22 protein-coding genes are annotated in these 19,558 nt (G+C 56.8%); 13 read left to right on the plus strand and 9 right to left on the minus strand.

From position 1 onward, the window contains the following. Positions 1–5 precede the first annotated feature (5 nt). Positions 6–1,079, minus strand: coding sequence for an RNA 3'-terminal phosphate cyclase (gene rtcA, locus ACWJJK_RS17465; RefSeq protein ID WP_077727910.1), 1,074 nt, complete (start codon positions 1,077–1,079; stop codon positions 6–8). A 385-nt stretch (positions 1,080–1,464) separates the two neighbouring features. Here rtcA and ACWJJK_RS17470 point away from each other — a divergent pair, with 385 nt between their 5' ends. From ACWJJK_RS17470 to ACWJJK_RS17480, 3 genes are all read left to right on the plus strand, one after another. Further along, entirely contained in the window at positions 1,465–1,812 is a 348-nt protein-coding gene (locus ACWJJK_RS17470) for a hypothetical protein (RefSeq protein WP_240502352.1), read from the plus strand. 215 nt (positions 1,813–2,027) lie between these two features. Next, a complete protein-coding gene (locus tag ACWJJK_RS17475; RefSeq protein ID WP_086133068.1) occupies positions 2,028–2,729 on the plus strand; it encodes a TVP38/TMEM64 family protein in 702 nt (233 codons plus the stop codon). 118 nt (positions 2,730–2,847) lie between these two features. Beyond that, entirely contained in the window at positions 2,848–3,270 is a 423-nt protein-coding gene (locus ACWJJK_RS17480; protein WP_156879480.1) for a hypothetical protein, read from the plus strand. 5 nt (positions 3,271–3,275) lie between these two features. Here ACWJJK_RS17480 and ACWJJK_RS17485 read toward each other — a convergent pair whose 3' ends face one another. From ACWJJK_RS17485 to ACWJJK_RS17500, 4 genes are all read right to left on the minus strand, one after another. After that, positions 3,276–4,289 (minus strand): FAD:protein FMN transferase, encoded by a 1,014-nt coding sequence (locus ACWJJK_RS17485; protein WP_454128318.1) that lies wholly within the window; start codon positions 4,287–4,289, stop codon positions 3,276–3,278. Between the two features lie 32 nt (positions 4,290–4,321). Further along, a complete protein-coding gene (locus ACWJJK_RS17490) occupies positions 4,322–6,097 on the minus strand; it encodes an SLC13 family permease (protein WP_077727907.1) in 1,776 nt (591 codons plus the stop codon). 108 nt (positions 6,098–6,205) lie between these two features. Continuing rightward, positions 6,206–9,013, minus strand: coding sequence for a class I adenylate cyclase (locus tag ACWJJK_RS17495; RefSeq protein WP_454128319.1), 2,808 nt, complete (start codon positions 9,011–9,013; stop codon positions 6,206–6,208). After that, a complete protein-coding gene (locus ACWJJK_RS17500; protein ID WP_454128320.1) occupies positions 9,010–9,780 on the minus strand; it encodes a GGDEF domain-containing protein in 771 nt (256 codons plus the stop codon). The genes ACWJJK_RS17495 and ACWJJK_RS17500 overlap by 4 nt, the downstream gene beginning before the upstream one ends. Before the next feature lie 262 nt (positions 9,781–10,042). On the opposite strand from ACWJJK_RS17500, the gene ACWJJK_RS17505 reads away from it, so the two are divergent. Together ACWJJK_RS17505 and ACWJJK_RS17510 are read left to right on the plus strand one after the other, a co-directional pair. Further along, on the plus strand, positions 10,043–10,297 hold the full coding sequence (locus ACWJJK_RS17505; RefSeq protein ID WP_077727904.1) for a DUF504 domain-containing protein: 255 nt from the start codon (positions 10,043–10,045) through the stop codon (positions 10,295–10,297). Between the two features lie 15 nt (positions 10,298–10,312). Next, entirely contained in the window at positions 10,313–10,705 is a 393-nt protein-coding gene (locus tag ACWJJK_RS17510; protein ID WP_454128321.1) for a DoxX family protein, read from the plus strand. Between the two features lie 21 nt (positions 10,706–10,726). Here ACWJJK_RS17510 and ACWJJK_RS17515 read toward each other — a convergent pair whose 3' ends face one another. The 4 genes from ACWJJK_RS17515 to ACWJJK_RS17530 all read right to left on the minus strand — a co-directional run bounded on the left by ACWJJK_RS17515 (position 10,727) and on the right by ACWJJK_RS17530 (position 13,302). After that, positions 10,727–11,200 (minus strand): DUF2231 domain-containing protein, encoded by a 474-nt coding sequence (locus ACWJJK_RS17515; RefSeq protein ID WP_077727902.1) that lies wholly within the window; start codon positions 11,198–11,200, stop codon positions 10,727–10,729. Positions 11,201–11,314: 114 nt separating this feature from the next. Continuing rightward, a complete protein-coding gene (locus tag ACWJJK_RS17520) occupies positions 11,315–11,581 on the minus strand; it encodes a hypothetical protein (protein WP_205780628.1) in 267 nt (88 codons plus the stop codon). A gap of 22 nt (positions 11,582–11,603) precedes the next feature. Continuing rightward, the gene (wrbA, locus tag ACWJJK_RS17525) at positions 11,604–12,215 is read right to left on the minus strand and encodes an NAD(P)H:quinone oxidoreductase (RefSeq protein ID WP_077727900.1); all 612 of its coding nucleotides are present in this window, start codon (positions 12,213–12,215) and stop codon (positions 11,604–11,606) included. An 88-nt stretch (positions 12,216–12,303) separates the two neighbouring features. Further along, positions 12,304–13,302, minus strand: coding sequence for a ribonuclease Z (locus ACWJJK_RS17530; protein WP_077727899.1), 999 nt, complete (start codon positions 13,300–13,302; stop codon positions 12,304–12,306). A gap of 90 nt (positions 13,303–13,392) precedes the next feature. Between ACWJJK_RS17530 and ACWJJK_RS17535 the strand changes: the two genes are divergently transcribed. The 8 genes from ACWJJK_RS17535 to ACWJJK_RS17570 all read left to right on the plus strand — a co-directional run bounded on the left by ACWJJK_RS17535 (position 13,393) and on the right by ACWJJK_RS17570 (position 19,487). Beyond that, a complete protein-coding gene (locus tag ACWJJK_RS17535; protein ID WP_077727898.1) occupies positions 13,393–13,959 on the plus strand; it encodes an IMPACT family protein in 567 nt (188 codons plus the stop codon). A gap of 20 nt (positions 13,960–13,979) precedes the next feature. Then, positions 13,980–14,381 carry a CoA-binding protein gene (locus tag ACWJJK_RS17540; protein ID WP_347257400.1) on the plus strand — a complete coding sequence of 134 codons (402 nt, stop codon included), beginning with the start codon at positions 13,980–13,982 and terminating at the stop codon, positions 14,379–14,381. 166 nt (positions 14,382–14,547) lie between these two features. Beyond that, entirely contained in the window at positions 14,548–14,973 is a 426-nt protein-coding gene (locus ACWJJK_RS17545) for a hypothetical protein (protein ID WP_077727896.1), read from the plus strand. A gap of 156 nt (positions 14,974–15,129) precedes the next feature. Further along, a complete protein-coding gene (smbP, locus tag ACWJJK_RS17550; protein WP_077727895.1) occupies positions 15,130–15,639 on the plus strand; it encodes a small metal-binding protein SmbP in 510 nt (169 codons plus the stop codon). Positions 15,640–15,798: 159 nt separating this feature from the next. Next, positions 15,799–16,137: a small metal-binding protein SmbP gene (gene smbP, locus ACWJJK_RS17555; protein WP_240506766.1), complete on the plus strand. Its 339-nt coding sequence runs from the start codon at positions 15,799–15,801 to the stop codon at positions 16,135–16,137. A 736-nt stretch (positions 16,138–16,873) separates the two neighbouring features. Continuing rightward, positions 16,874–17,215 carry a hypothetical protein gene (locus tag ACWJJK_RS17560; RefSeq protein WP_240502350.1) on the plus strand — a complete coding sequence of 114 codons (342 nt, stop codon included), beginning with the start codon at positions 16,874–16,876 and terminating at the stop codon, positions 17,213–17,215. Then, a complete protein-coding gene (locus tag ACWJJK_RS17565) occupies positions 17,215–18,870 on the plus strand; it encodes a GAF domain-containing protein (protein ID WP_086133063.1) in 1,656 nt (551 codons plus the stop codon). The genes ACWJJK_RS17560 and ACWJJK_RS17565 overlap by 1 nt, the downstream gene beginning before the upstream one ends. Then, positions 18,867–19,487, plus strand: a complete 621-nt coding sequence (locus tag ACWJJK_RS17570; protein WP_077727892.1) for a response regulator — start codon at positions 18,867–18,869, stop codon at positions 19,485–19,487. Before ACWJJK_RS17565 ends, ACWJJK_RS17570 begins: the two co-directional genes overlap by 4 nt. Positions 19,488–19,558 lie beyond the last annotated feature (71 nt).

Here is a 19,558-nt window from a genome sequence, read left to right on the forward strand (position 1 = left end):
GGTACTCACGGATTCGGAAAGACGCGCACCAAACCGGCGGTGGCCGAGGTCGATATCAATTCGACTTCGGCGATACCGAAACGCTCCACCACCCACGCATTGGTCGAAAGATGCCGGGTCATCGGATCGACCGAAAAAACGGACTCGCCGTCGGCCAGAGCGCAAGGCAACACCAATTGATCCGCCAGATGCTCGTCCACCGAGGCATTCGTATGATGGTGCTCCAACAGTTTTGCGCAGGCATCTTCGGCGACTTGCTCCGCCGGCTTCCCCCGCTCGCCCAAGGCGCTGAAACCGGCCAGAGAACGCTCGTAGCGCGCGACGAGGAAAATCCCCGCCCCCGGACAGGCCGCCTGAACGGAAACCGCGTCGATCTCGCAAGACATGTTTTTTCGTCGCAGTATGGTCTCTGCTCGGTCCGCCATGCGTTTGACCACATGCTCGGGAAGATTGGCGGCAAGCGCCCGGCCGGAAATCTCGACGAGTTCGCCTCGATCCGGCACATTAAGAGAGTGCAGCCTCTTTCTCGTTCCTACTCCGGTTCCTCTCGTCTCCAGCAGCACTTCACCCTTTCCGACCGGGTACCAGCCGGATCGTTCCAGACTGAGTTCGGCGCGTACGCCCATGAGCTTCAAATAAGGGAGCCACACGTCATGAAGATAATCGAACGGCGGGCTCAGGGGCACGTGCGTTCCGCCCCGCAACTCGACCCGTGAGCCGCCTTCGGTCAACGCCAAAGGCAGCAGCACCGTTTGTAGTACCAGCGACACTGCTCCCGCGCTGCCGCCTTGCCTCGCTTTCGCGACATCGAAGAGATAGTCGCCGGCCTTTGGCTTTGTCCGCGGCGTGAACGTCAGAGTCCTGGAACCCAATTCCGTCCCGCTCAGCTCGGCATCGCAAAGCTTAGCCGCCGCAAACACCGCCGTCAGATGCTGGGCAGCCAATCCCGGCTTTTTCCGCCTCGCACGGATGTTTTCGATACGTACCGGACGGCCGGTAATGGTGGACAGGCAGAGCGTGGTCCTAAGAATTTGCCCGCCGCCTTCGCCGTAGGAACCGTCAATAACGATGCGATCCATGGTCTCAGTCATCTATTCCTCAAGAATTTTGATCAATAGAACGAGCGTTCATCATTGCAATGAAATACTCCTCGGTGGCTTAATTAAGATGCTAGGCAAGGCGCCGCATACTTCCCGAGACTGCCGAGCGAATGCTGCCCAGGATAGAAACCACCGGGGCGGTGGTGGTTTATTAATCAGGCCCGTAAATACCCTCCTGGTATTTCGGGCCGCCGCCCAGGCCGGTACACGCCCGGCCTGGGCTCACGCGGCTTGTCGCCGCGCCGGGGCATCCCTGCCCCGGATTAACCCGGCCTATGTTTATAGGCCGGGTTAATAAGTCTCTAGGAATGAGGGTCACCGACCGATTCGGCCCTCACCGGACAGAACCAAGGAGGATTTTCCCATGTCCACAAGAAACTTCGTTATTCCCTTCTTCGCCTGCTTGTTGATGAGCAGCCTGCCCTTCAACGCCTCCGCAGCAGCACCCAGCATGTGGTGGGATCACTTGGACGGAGGAACCATGAGTCAAGCCGATTGCGTCAACAAGGGCGAATCGATATTAAACGCCGAGAAAGCAGGCAGAATCAGCAAGGACGAGGACTCGGTCCGCTCATGGAGCGAACATATCACCGGAGTGGTTGAATGTTTGAAGACGGACGGCGGTTTGATGATCATGGTTTTGGTAGGCAGCGATAACACGGTTGCAGGCAATGCCCTGTTCAACGCGCTGAAAAACGGAATGAAGCGGTAATTTCACTTGCCGGCCTGCCCGACCGCCGGGCGGGCCGGCGGAAACACGGATACCATTCTTTTCGGCCATCGCGCCTGAAAAAGATGGTTCGCGAATACCCGTCGAGTTCAGTAGCGCTTCCTTGAAAACGGACTCGGCGAAGCAGTCTGTCGCCCAATTTTCGCGTTACTCCGACCGCCTGTATACTGACCTCGGCTTCCCCCGGAGAACGCGTCATGCCCGACCAACTAAAGCGCTTCTACGGCAGAATCGGACTGGTCCTGCTGTTCGTCGCCGTGCTGTCCGCCTTCTTCGCTCTCGGAGGAAATCAATGGTTTAGCCTCGAATTCATCAAGGAAAATCGTGATCGGCTCATAGAATTTACCGAGCGGCATTACCTACTCATGCTGCTCGCCTCGGCATCCCTCTACGTCGCTTCGACGGCATTCAGCATTCCGGGTGGAGCGATACTGTCGCTGACGATGGGTTTGCTGTTCGGACGTTGGCTGGGCACTTTGGTGACGGTGATCGCGTCGACCCTGGGCGCTTTGCTGGTGTTTTTGGCGGCACGCTTCGTTTTTGCCGACCTCGCCCGCGCCAAATTGTCGAAGTCTCCGATGGCTACGAAAATCGTGAAAGGATTCGAGGGCGACGCTTTCCGCTATTTGCTTTTCCTGAGACTGGTTCCGCTTTTTCCGTTCTGGCTGGTCAATCTGGCGCCGGCCGTAACCAACATTACTGCCCGCACCTATTTCCTCGCCACGCTGATCGGCGTCATTCCCGGCAGTTTCGTTTACGTCAACTTGGGACAGGCTTTGGGCGAAATCAGCGACATCAAAGATATCTGGTCGCCGGAAGTGATTCTCAGCTTTACGCTCCTCGGCCTCCTGATCGTGCTTCCCGCTCTATTACGAAAAAACCACACTGAACCCGAGTAAACGACGCGGCCGCAACGATACGGCAAACGTGGTTCCACCGTCTTGACAGGGTCGGGAACTCATCGCCTTCCCGCTCTCTCGAAGGAACGAGCCATTCAACAAGCGATCGGAAAAATCCATGAACCGCGCGATCACCCTCAATTTCCATTTTGCCGTCTGGTTGTCGATCCTGGGCGGTATCGCTGTCCTCGGCAATCTCAACCTCGTCATTCCGGAAGCGGAGGGATTCTACGGCCCTATGCGGAACAACCTATTCATCGTCGTCGGCTATCTATTGATCAGCCAGATAGTGCTGTGGTACTTCCGTTATCGCCGGGGGAGCCGCGTCGAAGCGCTGCTTATGGGACTCATCTTTCTTTTGACCGCAGGCGGCGTCGAGCTGTACGCCATGCTCAACGACCTGCCCATCAGCCAGATCTTCGTCTTCGCCTTGGTTTACCTGGGCGCCTCGCACATCCTGTATTATTTCGGCGAGCACATGATGGCCGAACCGCGCACGGAACGTACTTCCGAACCGAAGCGGCGGGGCTCAGGGATCTAAAAAAACTAAGGCGCGGGAGCACTCATGAATTGGCTGCTCATATGCTCCTTGAGTTCCTGACCGTCCCGGTAAATGAACAAGGCCTTGAGTCCCTCCGTTTCGGCAATCCGGGCTCCCTCGATTTCACCCACGCATAACAGAGCCGTCGACCAGGCATCCGCCAAAGTCGGATCGTCATGCAGAACGGTGACGGACAGCAGATTGTGGGTCACGGGACGACCGGTCTTCGGATCGATGATATGGGAGTAAGCTTGCCCGCCCGATTCGAAAAAGTTTCGGTACGTACCGGACGTCATCACGGCCGCGCCGTTTTCCTGATGGATGTCCAGAATGCGCTGGACCTCCCGCACCAGCGGCGTGGGCTTTTCGATAGCCACCCGCCAAGCCGCCCCGTTGGCTTTGCGCCCCTTGACCTTCATCTCGCCGCCGATTTCCGCGAGATAATTGTGAATCCCCCGGCTTTCGAGCCGATCGGCCACGGCGGCCACGGTATAGCCCTGCGCGATGGACGACAAATCGATGGTGAGTTCGGGATCCGATTTGCGGATACGCCCGTTTTCCGCATCGATTTCCAATTTGCTCATGCCCACATGAGCCAAGGTCCGGTCGATTTCGCCCTGTTCCGGCACCCGGTTTTCGTGCTTGGAAAAACCCCACAGATCGAATAAGGGCTTTACCGTAAGATCGTAGCAGCCTGCCGAGCGCTGGTTGATCTCCTTCGCGATCGCCACCAACCGGATGATTTCCGGAGAGACCGAAATCCAGTCGGTCGTTTTCTGCTGGTTCACTCGGGAAATTTCCGAGTCCTCGCGCCAATTCGACAGTTTTTCGTCGACCAGCTTGAACACGGCTTCGACGTCGGTCTTGACCTGTTCCGGCGCCGCCTCGACCTTATCCATCACCATCTTGATGTGGTAGGTCGTACCCTGAATCGCCCCGGAAAGCTCGGTTTCGGCCGCTCGTTCGCAGCCGGTAAAGCTTAAGATGATCAGCAGACAAGAGATGTATCGAAACGTCATGAGAAAAAACCGAATGAAACGTGCGGCCGGTGCTATGGATGAAACGGCCACACCCAGGGAATGATACTCAGCGCCACGATCCCCATCAGAATGTTCAAAGGAACGCCGAAGCGAACGAAATCGCTGAAATGATAACCGCCGGGACCGTAAACCATTAAGTTGGTCTGATAGCCGATCGGGGTAGAAAAGCCCATGGACGCCGCGACCATTACGGCAACGATGAACGGCCAAAAACTGACATCCAGTTTGTCGGCAATGGCCAAAGCCAGGGGAAACATCAATACCGCTACCGAATTATTGCTGAGCAGTTCGGTCAGCACGACGGTCAAGAAATAAAACAGCACCAGCACCAAAAGCGGATTGTCTCCGGCGAGATTCAGAAAACCCTGCGCGATTCCCGATGCCGCACCGGATACCTCCAGGGCTTTGCCGAGACCGAACGAAGCCGCTATGGCAAGCAACACCTGACCGTCCAGGCTTTTCCTGGCGGTCGGCACGGAGCAGCACCCCGTCAGCAGCATGGCGGCCGCACCGAGCAGGGCCGCTTTCAGCATGCTCAACCATTCGAAAGAAGCGCTCAGCACCACGGCGGCCAAAATCAACCAGGCCATGCCTGCACGCTCGTGACGAACCGGCAAATACTCGGATACCTGACTTATCAGAAGAAAATCGTTGGAATTCCGATGCCGCTCCAGGAAAGGCGGGCGGACATCGAGCAACAGCGTGTCCGCCGGCTCCAAGCGAATTTCGCCGATTTTACCGGAGATACGCTGACCGTTGCGCGCCACGGCGATCACCGAGCCGCCGTAGACCATGCGGAAACGGCCTTCCTTGATGGTTTTGCCTACCAGCGCGCATTGCGGCGAAACGACTACCTCCACCAATACGCGCTCGCGGTGCTTTCTGTCCTCCAGGGTAAACGACTTATCGGCCGACGGGAGCAGACCCTTGATCCGCTGCAATTCCACCACCGAATCGCTCACGCCCGCGAAAACCAGTTGATCGCCGGGCTGGAGGCGCTCGTAAGGTCCGACCGCCGCCAACACTTCATCGCCACGTTCGATTTCGACCAGATAGAGCCCTTGTAAATGGCGAAGACCGGCCTCTTCGATGGTTTTACCCACCAAGGCTCCATTGTCCTCGACCGACATTTCGACCGTATATTCCTTGGGATTTTCGAACACGGCGCTGGCGGGTTTGCGCTCGGGCAACTGCTTGGGCGCCAACAACAAAATGTAGATCATCGTGAGAATCGAACACGGAATACCAACCCAGGCGATGTCGAACAATCCTAGCCCCGGCCTATTGCTGTGCAGTAGAAGCCCGTTGACGATCAGGTTGGTGCTGGTGCCGATCAAAGTGATCGTTCCGCCGACGACCGCCGCGTAACTCAGCGGAATCAGCAGTTTCGAAGGCGAGATTTGCAGGCGCTTGGCCCAGGTGAGAACGGCAGGCAGAAAAACAGCCACCAAGGGCGTATTGTTCATGAAGGCGCTAACCGACGTGACCGGCACGATCAGCCTCAGCAACGCCCCCCGCAGGGACTTCGGACGCCCGAGCACATGCTGGACCAGCATATCGACGCCACCGGTCTCCCGGATACCCGCCACCACCACGTACATCAGCGCGACGGTAATCATGCCTTCGTTGGAAAAACCGCTCAAGGCTTGATCCGGCGTCAGTACACCGGATACGAGTAGCATCACGACTCCGCCCAGCAGTATCAGCTCAGGCGCGGCGGACGTGAAAAGCATTAAGCTTAAGCACCCCAAAACCACGCCGACCGCGAGCCAAGCTTGTCCACCCATAACCGTTTTTTTGCCTCGGGAAAGATCGTTGCCGTTGAAAAACGGCCCATTTTAGACGGGATTCAAATTACAAAAAAGAATAGAAACACTTTTTTTTATAACAGATAATCAGGCATTCAAGCGTTCCTCGACCTTCTCTTTGAATTTGAGAAAGTGAACGGTTTGCAGCTCTTCCGGCGTATCCACGCCCAGAATGGAAAGCGGCAGGTCGATGTCGGTGATATAGATGGGATAGCGTTCCCCGCTCTGACGAAGCCGCATGATATGGGCCGCCGCCATGGAAAATACGTCCTGTCCCGCATCCATGGAAGAAAATTCCGAGTCGTTGCAGAAAATCGTGTAGGCCACGCGGCCAGGCGCGGTCTCTTGAGCGAATACTCGAATTTCCAGCATGCGACTGTCCGGGTTGGGCTGGAAACCGGCGGATTTCACGCTGTATCCGCCGGACGCCTGATGTTCCACCACGTAATATTCGATCCCGCCGGCGGCCAGTACATAGCGCTGCAAGATGTCGCCGAGAAACGAGGCGTAAGGCCCTAGCAAGAGTTGGGGTCCGACCGCCTCGTGGCTGCGGTAGAACAACGAACCCCGCTCGTCCAGAATGTAAACCTTTACCTGCCCGGACTCCGGTTGGCAAAAGATTTGAATAACTCCCGGCCGATTATGAGCGTATATCAAAGGCAAAGGGTCATTTTCGAGGGCGGCGCGATCGAAAATGACCGGCGAAAACATAGATCGGGGAGCGGACAGCTCGCTATACAAGCGATCCACGTCGGGTACGCCCCAAAAACGGACGCTCGTCCCCTGATTATCGAATAGGTAGAATTCCGAACCGCCCCGCAGGATATAGCGTAGCGATCGGTCCGGACTCGAAAACGCCGCCCTCAAATCCCGATAAAGCTCCTGAACTCTCAGGGCGATGGTTCGGGCCCGCCCGGCAACGAAACAGAAGCACTCGACGTGCGATTCATTGGAAAGCGATTCGTTGATGAGATCCGCCAGACAATCGAGGAATCCGACCAAACCTTGGTAACGCTTGATCAGGGTTTCCCGCCACGACGTCAAAATGACGGCATCGACTTGATGAATCAGGTTCGTCCGCTCGTAGCCATAACTCAGCGCATCATGACGATCGCTGGCCAGTCTGATTCCGTCGCGGCGCTCGGCATCGACGTCGATCCCCAGGTTGACGAACAACGCTGCGGCAATCACGCGCGGGGCTCGGCCGTAGTCGTCCAGATGTTCCGGCTCGCTCTGGTGCGACGCGAGAAAACGGTTCAACGCACGCAAATTGTTCTTGAGTTCCAAAAGCGTCAATGCGCTTTCGACGGTTTCCAGAAAGAGGTTGGCGCTCCGATCGTAAAGTCCGTTGAACGACAGCCAGGCCAAAAGCTCGACCAGGCTGCGCGCCTTTTTCAGATATGGCGCCTTGCCCGCATCCGCAGATGCCACCCGTCCGGAGTATAAGATCCATCCCATTTCGCCGTCCGCCAGGCGGACTTCGTGCACTGAGAAATCTTTAGGTTCGATGCAGTCGCCGCTATCGAGGCTCAGCCTTTCCACTTTACCGGGTTTAAGCTCCAAAGCGGCGGAAAGTCTGCGCCCCAAAAGCTTGATTTCCTCTCCGGCCGGACCTCCGATCTCGGAATGCTCCGCCGCGAACTGCCTCACGGTTCGATAACTCCGGGTCAATTCGTGGCCGATGACTTTTTGCTCCTGCAAAGCCTTGACCACGGTCCAGTGACGCCGCTCGTCCAGATCCCGGATGCGTTGACGCGGCCATCCCCAGGCGTGGACCATGGCGGTCAAAATCTCTTGCCGACGGCGTTTCTCCGCTTCCGTGCCCCCGCCAAATCTCACCAATTCGTTGAGCTTGAGATAAAAGCATTGCCGCGCCAACTCCAGCCGCTCGCGCTCCCCCCCCGCCAAAAAATAACGCTCGACGTCCCGATACATGAGGATATATGAGTCGAGCTCGCGGTCATCCAGACTCCCCTCATACACCGCCGCCTTCAACCGGGCGCAGAGCCATCGGGTGTGGGGATACTGGCTGGCGTAACTCTCCATCAGAAATAGTTTGAGCAATGACTTGTGCGGTGCATCGATCGCCTTGTGCAAATGCCACAGCGTGCCGCCGAGAAATTCGTCGGGCGGGATATATTCAAGCCCTCCGAAATCGATGAAATCGTTTTCATTGACGAAGCGTTTTTCTCTCAAGTGGTTCAGATATTCTCCGTACCGCGCCTCCTGGTCGGGCGGCACCAGCCACCAGGCGGTGGCGCGACCGGCCAGCCAGACGCTGGTGCGGTAGAACTCTTCGAGCAACAGATGATGCTGCACGCTGCCGCAGCTTTCGGAAGAAATCGGGGTGCCGATGCCGAGACGGAACCGTTCGCTATCGATGAAGAAGATATGGGCCTCCAATCCAAGGGATTGGGCCCATTTTTCCACGCCGGCCGCTTTGCGACGCAATTCGTCCAGTTGACTTTCGTCCAACGAGCCCGAATGACACAGCCAGATATCGAGGTCGCTTTTCCTGGAATAGGCAACACTGCTGACACTGCCCATCAGGTATATGCCATGGATCGGATATTCGGTCAGCGCGCGCCGCTTGTATTCGAAACTCTTGGTCAGCCGCCTGACGGCGAGCAGCGTCCGGCGCGCGGGAACATAGTCCTGGATGCCGGCCGGCGTCTCGGACGAGACGTAACCGGGCAGCATCGGGTGATTGCAGTGAAACAAGAGCGGCAACAAATCGAGAAAATCCCGCTGACGCGGCGTTTGATATTCCTGAATGCGCTGCAACTGAAGCCGATGCAGGTTTTGGAAGCGCCGAACGATGGCGGCCAAACTCTTCCGATCGATTTCCTCGCCGGGTCCGCCGAGCCTTATCGCTCGCAAAGTGGTCGCTGTCACGATAATTTCGGTCCGTATGGCTCGGAATGAAGACGCTGCATGAGTTTTCGCGCGTCGTCTCCTTTTTGCCAGGAGGCGACCGCGCAATCGATCCGCCACATTTCCGCGCCGGCCAAGGCCACGCGTTCTGCGCCGAACTTGGTGGCAAGCGCTTCCGCATCGGTGCGGACGGTTTCGGGAAGAATCAAAAGGAAAGCCGTCTCATCGAGGCGGCCGATTTGGTCGGCCCATCGCAGCTGCGCATTGAATTCCTGAGCGATTTCGCGCAGCGTGGCTTCCGGCAGCGATGCGCCACGGGGCGGCTGCAGGGTGACGCGAATCACCGACAAGGCATTGCCATAGCGCCGGCTGCGGCTCACGTGACCTTCCAAAGCCTGAAGAATCGCGTTCCGGTTCAGAAGCCCCGTTTCCGAGTCCTTGGTGTGCAGGGTGTTGACCAATTCTTGAAGACGGCCGCGAGCCGTTTCGATCCGCACGTTTTCGGTCACATCCTGGAAAAAATAAGCCTCGCTGCCGTCGGCGAGAGCGGCGCACTCGCGCTGCAGCCAAAACTGCTCGCCACCGCGCGTGACGCAAAGCCTATCGTCGCCAGCGAACAGAACGGCCAGCCCGATATCCTCCGCAGTCTTCGGGGCCCATCCGTCCAAATGATGCGCCAATTCGAACCACTGGGCCAAACGTTCGTTCACCCATAAAATTCGCCGATCCCGCATAATCGCAACGCCCATCGGCGCCCGATCCAGCGCCTCGACCAAGGCTGTCTGCATGGGGTTACTCGCTAAATTCGATTGAACAGGTTTAATTTTAATCGGCCGCGAAAGTTCTGCCCGCCACACGACCCGAGTAACGGTCTATTAACCCGGCCTATAAATATAGGCCGGGTTAATCCGGGGCAGGGATGCCCCGGCGCGGCGACAAGCCGCGTGAGCCCAGGCCGGGCGTGTACCGGCCTGGGCGGCGGCCCGAAATACCAGGAGGGTATTTACGGGCCTGATTAATAAAGAGCGATCGAAACGACAGATTACGGCGATGCTTCCCATCCGAGATCTACTCAACCGCATCCGCTGGGATGAAGACTTCGCGCGGGCCGAATTCGCTATCGGCTACTACGACCGCATCGAAAAGACGATTGTGGTGACACCGTTAAAACGGATCGACTTTCCTGGGGATCGCCCCGGCGTATTCGAACTCACCGATTCCGAAGGTGAAACGCACACTATTCCACTCCACCGCATTAAAGTGGTATATCGAAACGGAGAGCTTATCTGGCAACGTACGCACTAATTCAAAGGGGGCCGCATGTCCGCAAATATGTCTCGTTACGCAGAACTTATCGGACGAATTTTCATATCCATCATCTTTCTGTTGTCGGGCTTCAACAAGATCGGCGGTTTTGCCGGAACCCAAACCTACATGGAATCGATAGGGGTACCGGGCATGCTGCTGCCGCTGGTTATCGCATTGGAAATCGGAGGCGCGATAGCCATCATGATCGGCTGGTACACGCGGTGGTTTGCCCTAGCCCTCGCCGGTTTCTCCATCGCGGCGGCCTTGCTCTTCCACCTTAATTTCGGCGACAAGGTGCAAACCATCATGTTCTTGAAGAACATAGCGATCGCCGGAGGCTTCATGGTCATTTTTGCCCATGGCCCCGGCGATCTGAGTTTGGACAAGCGACAGGGCCGGTATTGAGATTTGCCCGGTCCCATCTGATCAGTGCGTTTTGTGCAGAGAGCTCGGCGCGTTCAGATCGGCGTCGTCGTCGACACCGACGCCCAGCCGGTCTACCAATTCGCCGCCCAGCCATCCGGTGATCAAGACCAATGCGAAACCGGCAAACGACAGAACGAAGGCCCAAGCTCCGGGGAAATCGATATTCCGCCGGAGCCACCAACTGGCGATGAAAAGCAGCAGTACCACCACATTGCCGACACCGTGCATCAGTCCGATATACTTGGCGCGGGTATTAGGCGGTATGGCCAGCCAGTCGATCAAGCCGAACGGCGCAGCAATCAGCCCGCCTATGATTCCTGCCGCGATCATCCAGAAGGCGACCGTCACAAAACTCGGCGAACCCGTCATCAGATAAATGATGTCGAAGACAACACCTGTGGACAGCAACCCGAGCGGAAATACGATCAGTATCGGATGGGCCGGGTGGCCGAGAATCTTAGCTTTGCTTTGCATACTGCCTCCTTGGAACTGGAACACCAGTCGCACGATTTGATGAGTTGAAAAGTCACCGCGGCAATCGCAGCCGTATCGAAGGCGGCTTGCGATACGCCCAAGCGACCCCTCGATTCATGATTTCCCCCAAACGATCTCCATGCCTTCCCTGTTACCCAAAGCCGTCCGCAGCAGACCGATCAACGCTCTATCGAGTCCCTGTTCCTCCAAAAACTCCAGCTGGGCTCGATTGACGAAATAGTCCCTGTCGATCGAGCTTTCTTCCTCCAATACATCCATCAACTGTTGAAGCTGTTGGTCGCTGATTTCTCCGACGAACGCGCCGGTTTCCTTGTCGTGAAGCTTCACCATGGCTGTTTCTCCAACCGCTCGCTGAGCCATTTAGCCGGCTCCGGTCGGCTTACTACTGTTTTTGACCAGCAAGGAACTGCGCCGTTACCGCGACCACGCGCCTGCCCTGAAATTTTGCCGCGGCCATGGCCACATCGTCCGGCTTGAGCTGCCCGTTGTTGCTCGTGAACGATACACCGTAAGGATTCCCGGCTTGGAACTGTATGGGATCGATGTAGCCCGGCGCGACGATGATGGCGCCCCAGTGATAGAAGGTATTGTTGAGGGCGACGATCGTCGTTTCCTGCCCGCCGTGAGGCGTCGCGGTACTGGTAAACGAGGAGACGATCTTGTTCACCAATTGTCCTTGAGTCCACAAAGGTCCCGTCCTGTCGATGAACTGCTTGAGTTGAGCGGTAGGCAGTCCGTAGCGGGTCGGTGTCCCGAAAACAATGGCATCGGCCCACACCAGATCGTCCAGGCTCGCCTCCTCCACATCCCGAGCTTCCTGCCGGTGCTCGGCCCAAAGAGGGTTGGACGCAATGGCATCCTCGGGAGCGAGCTCCTGCACCCTCCTAAAACGCACTTCGGCGCCCGATTGCTCAGCCCCTTCCTCGATACCGCGCGCCAATCGGTAAGTGGTTCCGGTGGCGCTGTAGTAAATGACCGCGAGCTTGACAGCCATGTTTCCTCCGTGAATTTGGGGTATATCCCTTTAGAAACGAGGCGGGCCGGAGAGTTTAAGGAACTTGTTTCAAAAAGGGTGAATAGGTCTAGCCACGAAACGCCCGCTCGAACTCCTCCCTGAGTTCGTACTCGCGGTCGTGGTAGATCGGCGAGAAATGGAACGGCACGGGAAACTTGACCCCGGCGCGCTGAGCCAGGCTGCCTGCTTGGCGGGCGGTCAGGTGGTATTTCTGCGCGGCGCGCTCGACGAGTTCTTCGCCGAAGACCGCTTCGATGAAGAACTGGTCGGCGCCCTTGGCCAGTTGAACGATGCGCTCGGCATTGGCGTCGTGATAGACGGCATCGGTCACGTAAGCAATTTTCTGTCCGGTCGAGATGTGGGCGATGGTTCCGGCCAGATAGTCCAGGCGGAACGTAATTTCGCCCCGTCCGCGCCGCCGGGCGGTGATCGGCGTATCGCCGGGCAATCCGTCGAGCACCGAGCGCTTGAAACTTTGAAGCCAGGGCCCTGGCTCGAGATCCAGATCGTCGAGGCGGTTCTTCCAGATATTGACGTGCAGCTTTTCCTGGAGCGCAAAAGCGAGACACGGGATCTTATGATCCAACAGGCCAAACCGGACGGTGTGGTTCTCCTCGTCGAGCAAAACGCCGTCCCTGATAGTCCATTCGTGCTCATTTTCGCGGCGAAATTCGGCCCGACAGCGGAAACGGGCGCTTCGCGCCTCGGTTTCGCTCAAGACCTCGGTCGCATCCAAGGTAAAATCGGTGTCGTAGTTTTCCACCAGATTCCAGGTATAACCCGCGAGCTTGGCTTCCACCTGGCCGAGAAAACCGGCCGGCCCGAACAACCGGATGCGGATTTCCCGCCCTAGGCACAGGCGCAGCAACCAATCGAAACCGAAGAAGTGATCCATGTGAGCATGGGAAACGAACACATCCCGAACCCTGAGGATTTTTCGCGTCGCCAGATTTCGCAAATCGCCCAGATCGAACAGCAGAGCACGCTTCTCGAACAGAAAATCGACATAAACCGCCGGATCGCCGAACACGTCGTTCACCAGCGCGGGATGAAACACCGGTTTCATGGAAGTCTCTCTGTTAAAGCTTTAAAGCCGGCTACGGTATGATGGGTTTGGGGCACGATATTAGACTCACCGGTTCGATCTTTCTCATCCATGTATCTCATCGAAAAAGGTTCGGAAGCCAGCTTCACCGTCAACCATTCGCGCTTCATCGGCTACGCCCTGCCTTGCGCCGACGAGTCGCAGCTGCGGTCGCGGCTGTACGAAATCGCATCGGCTCATCCGATGGCGCACCATCTCGCCTTCGCCTATCGGATCAAGACCGAGAACGGCATCATCGCCCATTTCAACGACGCCGGAGAGCCGAGCGGAACGGCCGGAAAGCCGATACTCGCGCATATGTCCGGCTTCGATCTCGTCAATGCGCTGGTCGCCGTCGTTCGTTATTTCGGCGGCATCAAGCTGGGAGCCGGCGGGTTGGTCCGCGCCTATGGCGGCACGGCCAAACTTGCCCTGGAGAAAGCCTCCCTCGTGCCCTATGTTGAATATGCCGAACTCAAATTGAGGATCGATTATCCAAAACTTCAGCCGCTCGCTTATCATGTCGAGAAAGCCGGAGGAAAGATCGTCTCGCGCACATTCGGCGAAAAGATCGACGTGGTCGTGCGTTTGCCGGCTTCCGAAGCGCCTGCCATTGATCGGCAGTTTAATGATTCGTAATTTTCAGTGAGACAACGGCATTGTCACCCGACGCTCTGCTCGACCTTTTGGATGCACCGGACACCGTCGTCGCCGTAGTGGGCGCGACGGACGACGAACGAAAATTCGGCCATGCCATCTATCGCGATCTGAAAGGCAAAGGATACAAAGTTTATGCGGTCAACCCGAATCGCGCGTCGGTGGATGGCGATCCCGCATATCCGGATCTTGCGCAACTTCCCGGCACACCGACCCTGGTCAATTTCGTCATACCGCCCGAGGCTACCTTGTCCGTCCTGAAGCAATGTCTCGAACTCGGTCTAAGGAACGTGTGGCTGCAACCCGGAGCGGAGAATGCCGAAGTCCTGAATTTCCTGGCCTCCAACGACTTCAGCTATCTGGCCAACACTTGCATCATGATCAAGAGCCACATCAAGCGTTAACGCCGGAAGGCTCTTACTTCATCTCGACGAGTTTTCCGGAGTTACAGGATTAGCCCACGGTTCTTAGTAAATTTCCCTAGAGACTGGGAAACTACCGTGTGTTAACAATGACTTTCCCGGTCGCGCCGGGAACATGGAACGAACTTTGGTGCAAAGGAGGCACGCCATGCGCTCGAAATTTCTAATCGGCTTACTTTTAGGCGCATTTATCTCATTGCTCGGCCTGAATCCGGCCCTTGCCGCGGATCGACCCATAGGGATCGCCGCTTACGTTAAGGCAGAATTCCAAAACGGCACTATGAAAGGCGATGTCATAGAGATCGTCAGAGAGGCGGCCGGGCGAGAAGGGAACGATAACGGCCAGTCGGGCGCCGGCAAGCGCCGGAATAACGAAAAAGGGATGTCCGGCACGGGCAAACGCAAGAATGGCGAACGCGGCACGCCGGAATCGGGCCAACGCCGAGGCACCGAGAGCGGAACCTCTGAACCGAGCCAACGCAAAACTCCCCAACGTCCGACGCCGGGTTCCGAGGAACCGTCGATGCCCGAAGAAATGCCCGAACCCGAAACCGGGAGCGGCGATTTCGAGTAAGCGCATCAGCCCTTGATCCCTGCCGCATTCCTTTCTCGTCCGAGAAAAGCGGCAACCGAGGGCTCCCCAATGACCGTGGAGTATAGGTATGGCCTGTGCCACGCCCGCTGATACGGCGATTTAGCCGTCCGAACATTTTTCACGGAGGAAAAAGCAATGTATTCCAAAATTTTGCTTTGTCTGCTTGCCGGCATAACTACGCAAACACTGAGTCCGGCTGCGGCCGCAGAACGATCCGGAGACAGCGCCGCATATTATGCGCAGTCGCAAACCGAAACCGGCCAAAGCGGAACAGGCGTTCGCGGGACGACCGGCGAAAGTAGCGGAGGCGGTCAACCCTATCCCGGCGGTACCGGGATGACCGGAACCGAAGGAAAAGGCAAGGCCGAAACGGAGGGTATGGAAAGCCATGTCAAGGAAGCGATGAAGCACGCAAAAGCCGCTGCCGACAGCGGCAAGAAGGGCGATGCCGCAGGCGTAGGCAAACACGCCGAAGCCGCAAAACCCCATGTCGAGGCCGCCATGCAGCAAAATCCCAATGAGCATCTGACCGCTGCGATGAAAAGTCTGGACAGCGCGATTCAGCACAGCCAAATGGGCCACGCCGATATGGCAGGGCAGGCCGCTGAGGAAGCGGTTACCCATCTCAAACAGGCCAAAAAATAGTTTTCATGCTGTCGCGACAAAACGGCAGACCGGATGGCATTCCATTCGTGGCTGCCGTTTTTCGTATTAACGATGGACTTGAAATTGACGTCGTGATATTTGTAACCCGCCCCATATTGGGGCATTCAAGAAGAACAACCCTTTAACGGAGAAATGGTTATGCGTGGAAAAATCTTGTCCGGATTACTCGCCGGCCTGTTCACATTGTCGCTAGGTTTCACCGCCGTTGCCGCCGAAGATCACAAAGGGGAAGCGATGAAGCATGCCCAAGCCGCCGTCGATAGCGGCAAACAGGGCGATGCCAAAGGTGTGGCCGAGCACGCGGAAGCCGCGAAAACTCACGCCACGGCGGCGAATCAAGCAAACCCCAATCCACACTTGGATGCGGCAATCAAAAGCTTGGACGGCGCGATCGAACACGGCAAGATGGGGCATGCCGATATAGCCGGAAAAGCGGCCGAAGAAGCGATGACCCATCTCAATGCCGTAAAACAGTAACAGCCACGCTTTCGTACTTTAAAGGAGCGGCAGCTATTTTCACTGCCGCTCCTTTTTTGCCCGATTGCTCCCGCCAACAACGCGGATTTTCTTTGATGATTCGACCTCTGATTCCAAGGTCGCTTTCGATAAAAAATTGGTTTTTGTAGGTTATTCGGCGGGTTACGCGGAGCCTGTCCTGAGCTTGTCGAAGGGCCTGTCCCGAGCGGAGCCGAGGGGCTAACCCGCCACCGATGGGTTTCGCTTCGCTCTACCCATCCTACGATGAATGTTCACTTGAATGTCGAATGGAATAAGCTCGACGTCTATTCATTCAGGCCGCTCAAAACCTCGTCGGATGTCAGTCGCCATTGGTCGCACTAAACTAAATTGCGAGAGCTCGATCCAAGCAAGATAGAAGACTCCGAGGCGGACACCGAACGATTATGAGTATTAACATCTGCCGTCACGGAACTGTCGATTGCCTCTCGTTAGCGATATTGTGGGTATTTAATATCGAAAAATCCTTCTTAGGCTCAAGGGATTCCTGAACGCTTCATCGGATGTTCATCCCGAAAATAGAAACCGAACCCCTTGCTTATTTTCACCCTATTCGGCCCTGGAATGATGAAAGTTATCGATCCCGAAGATTTACGTTCTGGAGTCGCTGACTTAATCTAAGTCTCTTTAGACGGAAGGGGTGACTTTTCCGCGCTAGGAGTCTTATAACGGTTGACTAGCAAACAGAAGACCAGCAGTGCAAGACAATAAATTGACGACCAAATATACCCTGCGTGCTCGCATCAGAGAATTCAAGATTCCGCCCGTTCACGAAGGCTTGGTGTTGGGGCGCCGCGCTACCATAGGCTGCAAAGCCATCCGAAAATCCCTGGAGCTTTTAATGACTTATCCGTTCGCTCACCTCGAATTGGAGGACGAGGTCATCAGCGACATTCTGGTACGCGAAGCGGTTCTGCGGCGTGTCCCCAAGGAACAACTCATCGAATTCGTGCTCCAGCGAATCAAGCCCTTCATGGACGACACCGAAATTCTTCACCTCGATGTCGAAACGGAATTGCACCTAGAGGAAACGTTTTAGTGCAACCGACCATCCTGGACGCTTTGGCGGACGGGCTGATCAAAGTCACTGACGAAGAACGCCCCAGACTCGGCCCAACTTCCACGCCGGCCCTCTTCGCCGTCTTTTCCTCCGGAAACGACCGTTTTCTGGGCTTTGTAACCAGTGAAGAAATCGCCCAATCGCCTCACCGAATCTTTGCCGATCTACTCCCGAGAACGATACCGCCGGCCATCGGACGGGATACATCCATCGTCGCGGCGCTCGCTCTCATGGAACGGGAGAACCACTGGATCTTGCCGGTTACGGACGATAGCGGCGCCTTCGTCGGAGCGGTTACCCGTCCGCGTTTGCTCGAGTTGCTGCTCGATCACTATCAAAAGCTGTCGGCCGAACTCGAAGAGGAGCAGCGGCAGCTTCGCCTGTGGTCGACGCGGCTCGGCGAACTGAATCAGGCGTCCCGCACGCTGATGGCTTTGATGGCTCATGTCGAAGGAGAGGAAAACATGGCGCAAAGCGGCATCAACGTGCTGGCGACTCTGCTGCGCGCACGGTACGGCGCCGTCGGGATAATTGACGAAAACGGAAAGCTGGACGGCTTTTTCGTCACCGGCGTCAGCCAGGAACAGATCGAACGAATCGGCCGCTGGCCGGAAGGGAAAGGACTGCTCGGCGTAGTGGTTCAAACAAACCAGTCGTTGCGGCTCGACGACCTGACCCGTGATCCGCGATCGGCGGGATTTCCGCCCGGCCATCCGCCGATGAAGAGCCTTCTCGCGGTGCCGATCGCCGACGATGGCAAGGTGTACGGCCGCGTTTATCTCTGTGACAAACTCAACGGGGAGCCCTTTTCCGAGGAGGACGAGGTTTTGGCCACCACTTTCGCGCATAGCCTGGCACTCGCTCTGATCCAGTCGCGCGAGCAAACGCAAAGGCGTAAAGCCGAGCAGGAAACCCGGCGGTTGCTGAATGAAAACCGCCAGCTGACCCGAAAATTGCTCAAGGCCCAGGAAGAGGAGCGCAAGAGAGTAGCGCGCGAACTGCACGACGAGCTTGGGCAATATTTGACTGCCATGCAGGCGGACCTCGCGATGATGTCCTCGCTCAGCGAACGAAGCCACCCGGAGATCCATCACAGCGCTCAAACCGTCGAAGCCTTGCTGATCCGCTTTCATGACACCGTCCGCAGCCTGATCGAGAATCTGCGTCCGCCCTTGCTCGATCAACTGGGACTGGCCGAAGCCCTCGAAGAATTAGTCAACGAATACCGATCACATTATCGCGACATCAGTTGGAAACTGACCATCATCGGCGATCTCGGCGTCCTGGATGAAACGCTTAAGATTACGGTGTATCGAATCGTCCAGGAGTGCATGAATAACATCGGCAGGCATGCCCGGGCGACGCAAGCCGAAGTCATGGTCTGCGAGAGTATCGCGTGCCAGGGAGAATCGTGTCAGCGGCATTTTGGACCTGTGCCCGGCGAGTCGGTTTCCGTCCGCCTGTTGATCAAGGACAATGGCGTCGGTTTATCGTCCCGGGAAACGAAGCGGGGACTGGGATTGATGGGCGTCCGCGAACGGGTCGAGGCGCTTGGAGGACTCTTCAGCCTGGAGAGCCAGAGCGGACAGGGAACCTGCGTAGCGATCGAAATTCCTAGCCAAGCCAGACCATGATCTCCGTACTGCTAGTCGACGATCATCCGGTAGTGCGCAGCGGCTACCGGCGCCTATTGGAGCAAGCGCCCGATATCACCGTCCTGGCCGAAGCGGCAGACGGGGAAGAGGCCTATCAGGCCTATCTGAAACACCAGCCGGACATCGTCGTCATGGACGTGGCCCTTCCCGGCATCAGCGGACTCGAAGCAGCCCGCAAGATTCTGAAACGCGATTCCCGGGCGCGAATTCTGATGTTTTCCGCTTATGAAAGCGAAGTGCTCATCGAGCGCGCGCGGGAAACCGGCGTCCGGGGGTATATCGGCAAGCGGAGCGCGGCCAAATTGATCGTGGAAGCGACACGGATCGTCTTCAGCGGCGACTTTTTCTTCGACAAACATCTGAAACGAGCCGCGTCGACTCAATCGCAAAAGCCCGTAGAGCTCTTGACGCCGCGCGAATTCGAGGTTTTCCGCCATCTGGCCCAGGGTCGTTCCGTGGCGGAAATCGCCGAGCTCTTGCACACCAGCCCCAAGACCATCAGCGTGCATCAAACGCATCTCATGCGAAAACTCCGGCTTGCGAATGTCGTGCAACTCACCCATCTAGCCTTGCGCCACGGACTGATTACCCTTTAAAAAATAAGAATTTTCTTACTGCAACCGGCTTAAAATCACTTGATCGATTCACCGATCAAGGGTTTCTTACC

This window comes from Methylocaldum gracile (assembly GCF_053646815.1).

What these genes read in the sequence shown, in the direction of transcription:
- rtcA (WP_077727910.1), bottom strand. Translation starts at nt 1,079, where the DNA reads ATGGATCGCATCGTTATTGACGGTTCCTACGGCGAAGGCGGCGGGCAA.
- ACWJJK_RS17470 (WP_240502352.1), top strand. Translation starts at nt 1,465, where the DNA reads ATGTCCACAAGAAACTTCGTTATTCCCTTCTTCGCCTGCTTGTTGATG.
- ACWJJK_RS17475 (WP_086133068.1), top strand. Translation starts at nt 2,028, where the DNA reads ATGCCCGACCAACTAAAGCGCTTCTACGGCAGAATCGGACTGGTCCTG.
- ACWJJK_RS17480 (WP_156879480.1), top strand. Translation starts at nt 2,848, where the DNA reads ATGAACCGCGCGATCACCCTCAATTTCCATTTTGCCGTCTGGTTGTCG.
- ACWJJK_RS17485 (WP_454128318.1), bottom strand. Translation starts at nt 4,289, where the DNA reads ATGACGTTTCGATACATCTCTTGTCTGCTGATCATCTTAAGCTTTACC.
- ACWJJK_RS17490 (WP_077727907.1), bottom strand. Translation starts at nt 6,097, where the DNA reads ATGGGTGGACAAGCTTGGCTCGCGGTCGGCGTGGTTTTGGGGTGCTTA.
- ACWJJK_RS17500 (WP_454128320.1), bottom strand. Translation starts at nt 9,780, where the DNA reads ATGCAGACAGCCTTGGTCGAGGCGCTGGATCGGGCGCCGATGGGCGTT.
- ACWJJK_RS17505 (WP_077727904.1), top strand. Translation starts at nt 10,043, where the DNA reads ATGCTTCCCATCCGAGATCTACTCAACCGCATCCGCTGGGATGAAGAC.
- ACWJJK_RS17510 (WP_454128321.1), top strand. Translation starts at nt 10,313, where the DNA reads ATGTCCGCAAATATGTCTCGTTACGCAGAACTTATCGGACGAATTTTC.
- ACWJJK_RS17515 (WP_077727902.1), bottom strand. Translation starts at nt 11,200, where the DNA reads ATGCAAAGCAAAGCTAAGATTCTCGGCCACCCGGCCCATCCGATACTG.
- ACWJJK_RS17520 (WP_205780628.1), bottom strand. Translation starts at nt 11,581, where the DNA reads ATGGCTCAGCGAGCGGTTGGAGAAACAGCCATGGTGAAGCTTCACGAC.
- wrbA (WP_077727900.1), bottom strand. Translation starts at nt 12,215, where the DNA reads ATGGCTGTCAAGCTCGCGGTCATTTACTACAGCGCCACCGGAACCACT.
- ACWJJK_RS17530 (WP_077727899.1), bottom strand. Translation starts at nt 13,302, where the DNA reads ATGAAACCGGTGTTTCATCCCGCGCTGGTGAACGACGTGTTCGGCGAT.
- ACWJJK_RS17535 (WP_077727898.1), top strand. Translation starts at nt 13,393, where the DNA reads ATGTATCTCATCGAAAAAGGTTCGGAAGCCAGCTTCACCGTCAACCAT.
- ACWJJK_RS17545 (WP_077727896.1), top strand. Translation starts at nt 14,548, where the DNA reads ATGCGCTCGAAATTTCTAATCGGCTTACTTTTAGGCGCATTTATCTCA.
- smbP (WP_077727895.1), top strand. Translation starts at nt 15,130, where the DNA reads ATGTATTCCAAAATTTTGCTTTGTCTGCTTGCCGGCATAACTACGCAA.
- smbP (WP_240506766.1), top strand. Translation starts at nt 15,799, where the DNA reads ATGCGTGGAAAAATCTTGTCCGGATTACTCGCCGGCCTGTTCACATTG.
- ACWJJK_RS17570 (WP_077727892.1), top strand. Translation starts at nt 18,867, where the DNA reads ATGATCTCCGTACTGCTAGTCGACGATCATCCGGTAGTGCGCAGCGGC.